We start from the raw sequence: 7172 nt of genomic DNA, 5'->3' as shown, positions 1-7172 counted from the left end.
AGGCCGCCGCATACAGGGGGCGCGGCCCGCTGGCAAGGGGCGGGGGGCCGGATGCAGGCGCGGCGGGCGGGGCGCGCCCGGGGGGACCGGGCGGGCGCGACGGCGGCCCCGGGGCGGGGCCGCGGAACCGGGGGCCTCAGCCCTTGCGGCGCAGGGCGGCGAGGCCGCCGAGGCCCAGCAGCAGCAGCGGCGCGGCGGCGGGCAGCGGCACGTCCGAGACCTCCTGCACCAGCAGCGAGACGCCGCCGCGATTGTCGGAGGTGGTGGTGTCCGGGTTGCCGAAATAGACGGTTCCGCCGATCAGCACGGTGAACAGCTGCGCGCCCGCGGCCTGGGCCGAGGCGAGCGCGTCGCCGGGATCGGCGAAATAGGTGTTCGGGTTGGGGTCGATCCAGTTCAGCAGCAGCGTGCCGTCGCTGTCATGGATCGCGTAGCGCACGACATAGCCCTGGGAGCAGTTCTCGCCGGCGCCGTCGCAGCCGGCGTTGGAGCTCCAGTGGCTCTCGGCCTGGAACAGGTCCTCGATCGCGGCGGCGGTATAGGTCCCGGCCGCCAGCGCGACCGGCTCGTAATTCAGGTAGTTGGCGCCGGAATCGAGGATGCCGTGGATATTGACGGTGATGGCGGCGGCGGGGGCGGCGGCGAGACCGGCGACGAGGGCCGCTCCGACGAGGCTGCGCTTGAGCATGTGGGCGAACTCTCCCTTGGCGAAACGTGACTGCTGGCCCGAGGGTAGCAGCCGCGGCGGGTCTTTTCACATGTTGCGTGCGGAAACCGCTCGCCGCCCGCCCCGGCGCCCGCGTCAGGGCGCGTCAGGGCGCTGGCGTCAGAGCGCGTCGCGCAGCTGCGCCGCCAGCATCGCCGCCACCAGCGTCGGGCGCCGGAAACGCGGCCCGCCGGGGAAGGCGGGGCGGGGCAGGGACCGCATCACCTCGAACCGCGCGGGATCCCCGAGATGCAGCTGCGCCAGCACCTTGCCCATCATCGTGCCCATGGCGACGCCCGAGCCGGAATAGCCCCCGGCGCTGACCACGCCCGGCGCCACCTCCTCGACCATCGGCAGGCGGGTGCGGGTGATCCCCAGCGTGCCGCCCCAGGCATGGGTCAGCTTCACGCCGCGCAAGCTTGGGAACAGCTTTTCCATGCGCGGGCGCACCAGGGCGCGGATGTCCGCGGGGAAGGCGTCGCCATAGCTCTCGCCGCCGCCGAACAGCAGGCGGTGGTCCGAGGACAGGCGGAAGTAATTCACCACGAAGCGGCTGTCGGCCACCGCGGCGTCCGAGGGGATCAGCGCGTGCGCCTCGGCCTCGCGCAGCGGTTCCGTCGCGACCACGTAGTTGTTGATCGGCATGACCCGGGCGGCGACCTCGCCCACCAGCCCGTCATGGTAGCCGTTGCAGGCCAGGATCACCCGGTCCGCCGTCACCTCGGCGCCGCTCGCCAGCGTGACCTTGCCGGTCTCGACCGACCGGACCCGGGACATCTCGTGCAGCCGCGCGCCCGCCTTCATCGCCGCATGGGCCAGCCCGTGCGCGTAGTCGAGCGGGTGCAGATGGGCGCCGAGCGCATCATAGGTCCCGCCCGAGATCCCCTCGGCGCCCAGCAGCCGCGGCATTTCCGCGGGGGGGATGTACTGCACGTCGTGGTGGCCGTAGACGCGGGCCATGTGGTCGGCCATCGCCTCGGAGTCCGCGTCATACCGCTTGCGGTGATTGACGTAGAGGAGCCCCGTGCGCAGGTCGCACTTGATCGAGTGGTGCATGACCAGCCGCCGCACGAGAAGGGCGGCGTCGCGGCCGATCTCCCACGCCGCGCGGGCGGCCTCGAGGCCGATCATCCGCTCGAGATCCGGCTGGTCCACCCGCTGGCCGACGCCGACCTGGCCGCCATTGCGCCCCGAGGCGCCCCAGCCGACCCGGTGGGCGTCGAGCAGGACCACCTCGGCCCCCCGCTCGGCCAGGTGCAGCGCCGCCGACAGGCCGGTGAAGCCGCCGCCGACGATCACGACGTCGGCGCGGCGGCTTTCCTCCAGCGGCAGGAGGCGCGGGAAGTCATGCGCGCTCTCGGCGTACCAGCTCGGGGCGTGCTCCCCCGGCGCGTCGTTGCGGTCCAGCAGGCCCATCGCGTCAGACGTTCAGCAGGAGGTGCTGCCGTTCCCACGGGCTGATGACGGTCATGAACTCCTCGTGCTCGAAACGCTTCAGGGCGCTGTAGAGCTTGACGAATTCCGGGCCGAGCAGCTCGGTCAGCTCGGGGTCGGCCTCGAGCAGGTCGATCGCCTCGAGCAGCGAGTAGGGCAGGTCCCGCTCGCGCCCATAGGCGCCGCCGGAGACGGGCGGGCGCGGGGCGTCGCCATTGACCATGCCCAGATACCCGGCGGCCAGCGAGGCGGCGATGGCGAGATAGGGGTTGGCGTCGGCGCCGGTCACCCGGTTCTCGACCCGCCGCGCGGCGGGTTCGGCCCGCGGGGCGCGCAGCCCGACCGAGCGGTTGTCATAGCCCCATTCGAGGTTCACCGGCGCGGACATGTATTTGACCATGCGCCGGTAGGAGTTGACGTAAGGCGCCGCCAGGGCCGAGCAGGCGGGCAGGTATTTCTGCTGCCCGCCGATGAAGGCGTCGAACAGGGGCGAGGGCCCGCCATCCTCGGCGGTGAACACGTTGTTCCCGTTCGCGTCCAGCACCGACTGGTGGATATGCATGGCGCTGCCGGGCTGGGCGGCCATCGGCTTGGCCATGAAGGTGGCGTAGCAGCCGCACTGAAGCGCCGCCTCGCGGATCAGCCGCTTGAACAGGAACACCTGGTCGGCCAGCGCCATCGGCTCGCCGTGGCGCATGTTGATCTCGAGCTGCGCGGCGCCGGCCTCCTGGATGATCGTGTCGATCTCCAGCCCCTGCGCGTCGGCGTAATCGTAGATATGCTCGATCACCGCGTCGTATTCGTCGACGGCCGAGAGCGAGAACGCCTGCGACCCGGTGGACTGGCGCCCCGAGCGGCCCACGGGCGGCTCGAGCGGATAATCCGGGTCGGTGTTCTTCTTGGTGAGGTAGAATTCCAGCTCGGGCGCGATCACCGGGGTCCAGCCCCGGGCGTCATAGGCGCGCAGCACGCGGCGCAGCACCTCGCGCGGGGCGAAGGGGACGGGGACGCCGTCCTGGTCGGTGACGTCGTGGATGATCTGGAGCGACGCCTCGCCCGCCCAGGGCACGGCGCGGGCGGTGGACAGGTCGGGGACCAGGAGCACGTCGCCGTCGGAATAAAGCTGGGGATGGTCGACGTCCGCATACTCGCCGGTGATGATGGCGAAGTAGATGGAGATCGGCAGGCGCACGCCCGTCTCGCGCAGGAACTTCGCCGTCGGCATCACCTTGCCGCGGGCGATCCCGGCGATGTCGGGGGTGACGCACTCGATTTCCTCGACGCGGTGGACGCGGGCCCAGTCGCGCAGGGCCTCGAGGTCGGGGGTCTCGAACTGGGGCGAGGTGGCGAGAGAGATGGCGGGGGCGGGTTTGGTCATGGAAGCCTCGATGGGCCGCCCGGCGCGCCGACCGCGGAAGGCGGGGCGCTGGCGCCGGGCGGGTCAACGCATATATTGCGCGCTGCGGCGCGGAAGAAAAGGAGCGGGCGGCGATGCTGATCGGTATTTTGCAGACGGGCGACCTTGACCCGGCGCTTGAGGCGGCCTGGGGCGACTACCCGGCCATGTTCCGAAAGCTTCTGGACGGGAACGGCTTTTCGTATCGCACCTGGCGCGTGGTGGACGGCGTTCTGCCCGAAAGCCCGGGCGATGCGGACGCCTGGCTGATCACCGGCTCGCGCCACGGCGCCTATGAGGATCATCCCTGGATCGCGCCGCTCGAGGCGTTCATTCGCGCCTGCCGCGATGCCGATGCGCCGATGGCGGGGATCTGTTTCGGCCACCAGATAATGGCCCAGGCGCTGGGCGGCAAGGTGGTGAAGGCGGATGTGGGCTGGGGCCTCGGGGCGCAGGGTTACAAAGGGTCCGCGGGGGAGTTGCGGCTGCTCGGGTTCCACCAGGACCAGGTGGTCGAGCTCCCCGCCGGGGCCGAGGTGACGGCGGGGTCGGGCTTCTGCCCGGTCGCTGCGCTGCGCTATGGCGACTGGGGCCGCAGCTGGCAGGGCCACCCGGAGTTCGAGGCGCCCTTCATCCGGGCGCTGGGCGAATCGAAGGTGGGCAAGGGCTTCACCGCCGAGTTCGTGGCCGCGGCGATGGCGGATGCCGAGAGCGCGGCGGACGGCCCGAAGGTGGGGCGGGAGATCGCGGCCTTCTTCAAGGCCCGGGCGCGCGCCGCGGCCTGAGGCGGCGCGGTCCGGGGGCCGGGGGACGTTGCGCTTTCGCCCGGCCGTCTTCCCCCCCCCTGACCCTCGGGCGCCGGGCGGCGCGCGTCCCGGTCCGAGCCGGCGCGTCGCGGCAAGCGGAGCGTCGGCGATGAGCGTCACGGCCCGGTCCCGTGCGGATCGGGCCGCTGCTTGCGGACTTCCGCCATTTGCGCCCATCGCGACCGTTGTGGCGCGCGGCCGGCCCGGCTAAACACGGCGGCGTCGCCCCGCGGCGAGCCGGCTTAGCTCAGATGGTAGAGCGTCTGATTTGTAATCAGGGGGTCGGGGGTTCGAGTCCCTCAGCCGGCGCCATGTTTTCAGGGGGTTAGGTGGGGTGGTTGCTCGGCGGCGCGCGCCGTGTCGCCACTATGTCGCCAACGGGCCGGGGAAGATGTGGGGGCGCGGGGCGGTGAAAGCCGCGCAAGGGCGCTGCCGAGGACGTCGCTTGGGGATGCCGCCCCTGGAGCCGCCCGGTCCCGATTTTCACCACCCGTTCCGCGCTTCGCAGGCAAGAGCCGAAGCGCCGACCGTGCCGCCGATTCTACCCCCGCCGACCGCTCAGCGCCTCCGTCAGCCCGGGTCGTGCCTCCAGCACTCTTTGCAGCGCGGCGCCCGCCGCCAGGCAGGCCCGGTCCGAGGGCGCCTGGCGCCGTGCCTCGGCCAGCAACCTGCGCGCCGCGGCCTCGTCGCAAGGCGCCGCCCCGAGGTCCAGTTCCAGCGCCGCCGCGTGGGCCGCGTCATCCACCGCCCGCGCCGCAAGCCAGTCCAGGATCTCCGCCCCGCCCGGAATCGCCGCCGCACGTCGGGACAGCAGCTCGACCCGGCGCCCGAGGGCGGCGCGATACGCCGCCTCCAGCGCGGCCCCGGCCTCGTTCAGCCTCGCGTGCCAGTCCGCCCGGATCAGCCGCTCCGCCCTGGCGCGCAGCGCGCCCGCGCCGAGCTGCGAGGCCGCGCCCAGCGCCGGCCCGAGGATCACCGCCCCCGCCGGCCCCATCGCCGCCAGTCCCGCAACGGCGCCCGCCTTCGCGCCCACCGCCGCCAGCCCGCCGCGCGCCGCAAGGTCCAGCGCCAGCCAGGCGGGCAGGTCGCGGGCCGGGATCTCGCCGCGCCAGACCTGCCAGGCCCCGCGCGCCGCGCCCACGCCCAGCGCGGCCAGGACCACGTCCGGTCCGGCCAGCCCCTCGGCCGCATCAAGGCTGCGCTGCACCGCCGCCTCGACGGCCTCCAGCTCGAACCCCTCGACGGTCGAGACCATGGGCGCCCAGTCCGCGCCGCTCTCGGCCGCCTTTCGCGCCAGGGCGGCGTCGGCGATCACCGGGATGTCGGGGTATTTCGCGAAATGCGCCTCGAGCAGCGATGGCGACAGCCCGCATTTCACCTGCACCGGCGCGCCGTCGACCAAGAGGTCATAGCCCGGCGTGGCGCTGCCCGGGGCGATGGAAGCGGCGTGCCCGTCCTCGATCAGTCGCGCCAGGACCAGCCGCTCGGCGGTGTAGCCGCGCAGGGCGATCTCGGCGCCGCGAGAGGCGAAGTCCGAGGCATGGAGCGCGAAGGCGAACGGGTCGGCGATGTCGGCGGCGCGGGAGAAGTCGGCCGCCGCCAGCACCTGCCGGTCGATGCAGGCGGCGTGGTGCAGCAGGTCCGCGGCGGTCAGCCCCCCGGCGGCCAGAGCGTCCATGGCGGCGCCGCGCCCGGTCGGGGCGGGTGCGTTCCAGTCCCCCGGCGGCGCTCCCGCCGCGTCGGGCAGGGGCCGCCCGATCCGCGCCTCGATCCGCTGCAGGCGGGGGCGGGCGGCGGCGTCTCCGCGCGCGGCGCGGCGCTGGGCGGAGACGAAGCGCCCGAGGCCCTCCCGCTCCTGCCCCATGCCCTGCAGCGCCAGCAGCACGGCGATGCGCGCGGCGATGGCGGCCTGCGCTTGCCGCGCCCGTCCGTGCCCGGCCCAGATCAGCGCGCCCGCCCCGGCCAGCAGCGTCAACGGGTTGGTGAGCACGAACAGGAACGACACCAGCGCCGGGCCGCCCACGAAGGGCAGCAGCGCCGAGGCCTTGGCGGCGAGGATGTAGGGCGCGAAGCCGCTGGTCCCGACCAGCGCCGCGAACCCTGCCCATCCGCCGCCCGCCGCCGCGAGCCCCTTGAGCGCCCCCTGCGCCTCGCACAGCGCCTGCGCCGCCCCGGGGTCGAGCGCGTCCAGCGTTGCGGGGGCGAGGCCCTCTGCCAGGGTCTGCGCCTCGTGCGCCACGATGTCGGGGAAGGAGGGGACGGGCGCCTGGAAGGCCGCCAGCCCTTCGTCGCGCAGGCGCGAGACGCCGCGTCGGAGCCGGGTCCAGCGCCCCGGCGCCTCCCCCGCCGCGCCCGGTCCCAGCGTCAGCGCCGCCCGTACGGCGAGAGCGGCGGCGTCCCGGCGCGCCTCGTGTTCCGAGAGCGGCGGCGCCTCGGGACGGGCGGTCTCCAGCGCCCCTGTCAGCGCGCGCCACAGCGCCAGGCGCAGGGCGTCGTCGGAGCGGTCCTCGCGGTGGATCGCCTCGGCGCGGGCCGTCAGCCGCGCGGCGGCGTCGGGGGCGGAGCGGTCGAAACTGCGGCGCAGCGCGGCGGCGGTCTCCCCGGCGATGGCGGAGAGATGGGCGGTCTCGAGCGTGGCGAGCAGCCCGCAGAGCGCGCGGCGGTCGGTGAGAGCGAGGCCGGCGTGAATGGCGGAGGGGGAGATGGTCTGGAGCCTCATGGCGACGTCTTGGCTGTGCTGTGGGGCGCGCAAGATCTGGGGGGCAGGTCGCGAAGGTCAAGACCCGCGGCGCCGGTCGGCGCCGCGGGTCGCGGCGTACACGTGCGGTCT

Annotated in this window: 5 protein-coding genes and 1 tRNA gene; 2 read left to right on the top strand and 4 right to left on the bottom strand. The window is 73.9% G+C overall.

Going from position 1 to position 7172, the window contains the following annotated elements; genetic code table 11:
* Window positions 1-136: 136 nt before the first annotated feature.
* From ACQ5SO_RS10555 to ACQ5SO_RS10545, 3 genes are all read right to left on the bottom strand, one after another.
* Window positions 137-688: a VPLPA-CTERM sorting domain-containing protein gene (locus ACQ5SO_RS10555; protein WP_430941560.1), complete on the bottom strand. Its 552-nt coding sequence runs from the start codon at window positions 686-688 to the stop codon at window positions 137-139.
* A 138-nt stretch (window positions 689-826) separates the two neighbouring features.
* Window positions 827-2122 carry an NAD(P)/FAD-dependent oxidoreductase gene (locus ACQ5SO_RS10550; RefSeq protein WP_430941559.1) on the bottom strand — a complete coding sequence of 432 codons (1296 nt, stop codon included), beginning with the start codon at window positions 2120-2122 and terminating at the stop codon, window positions 827-829.
* 4 nt (window positions 2123-2126) lie between these two features.
* Window positions 2127-3518 (bottom strand): glutamine synthetase family protein, encoded by a 1392-nt coding sequence (locus ACQ5SO_RS10545; protein WP_430941558.1) that lies wholly within the window; start codon window positions 3516-3518, stop codon window positions 2127-2129.
* Between the two features lie 113 nt (window positions 3519-3631).
* On the opposite strand from ACQ5SO_RS10545, the gene ACQ5SO_RS10540 reads away from it, so the two are divergent.
* Both ACQ5SO_RS10540 and ACQ5SO_RS10535 read left to right on the top strand, forming a co-directional pair.
* Window positions 3632-4321 (top strand): type 1 glutamine amidotransferase, encoded by a 690-nt coding sequence (locus ACQ5SO_RS10540; RefSeq protein WP_430941557.1) that lies wholly within the window; start codon window positions 3632-3634, stop codon window positions 4319-4321.
* A 257-nt stretch (window positions 4322-4578) separates the two neighbouring features.
* Window positions 4579-4654: transfer RNA gene (locus ACQ5SO_RS10535), tRNA-Thr, on the top strand.
* Window positions 4655-4883: 229 nt separating this feature from the next.
* Here ACQ5SO_RS10535 and ACQ5SO_RS10530 read toward each other — a convergent pair.
* On the bottom strand, window positions 4884-7061 hold the full coding sequence (locus tag ACQ5SO_RS10530) for a hypothetical protein (protein ID WP_430941556.1): 2178 nt from the start codon (window positions 7059-7061) through the stop codon (window positions 4884-4886).
* Window positions 7062-7172 lie beyond the last annotated feature (111 nt).

Origin of the sequence: Rhodovulum sp. DZ06, assembly GCF_050586345.1 — a bacterium.
Classification (GTDB): domain Bacteria; phylum Pseudomonadota; class Alphaproteobacteria; order Rhodobacterales; family Rhodobacteraceae; genus JBOCEF01.
Note: the sequence above shows the minus strand (reverse complement) of the source record. Positions and strands in the feature narration are given on the sequence as shown.

Excerpts from the sequence above, each read along its gene's own strand:
- ACQ5SO_RS10545 (WP_430941558.1), bottom strand. The coding sequence starts at position 3,518 with ATGACCAAACCCGCCCCCGCCATCTCTCTCGCCACCTCGCCCCAGTTC.
- ACQ5SO_RS10555 (WP_430941560.1), bottom strand. The coding sequence starts at position 688 with ATGCTCAAGCGCAGCCTCGTCGGAGCGGCCCTCGTCGCCGGTCTCGCC.
- ACQ5SO_RS10540 (WP_430941557.1), top strand. The coding sequence starts at position 3,632 with ATGCTGATCGGTATTTTGCAGACGGGCGACCTTGACCCGGCGCTTGAG.
- ACQ5SO_RS10550 (WP_430941559.1), bottom strand. The coding sequence starts at position 2,122 with ATGGGCCTGCTGGACCGCAACGACGCGCCGGGGGAGCACGCCCCGAGC.
- ACQ5SO_RS10530 (WP_430941556.1), bottom strand. The coding sequence starts at position 7,061 with ATGAGGCTCCAGACCATCTCCCCCTCCGCCATTCACGCCGGCCTCGCT.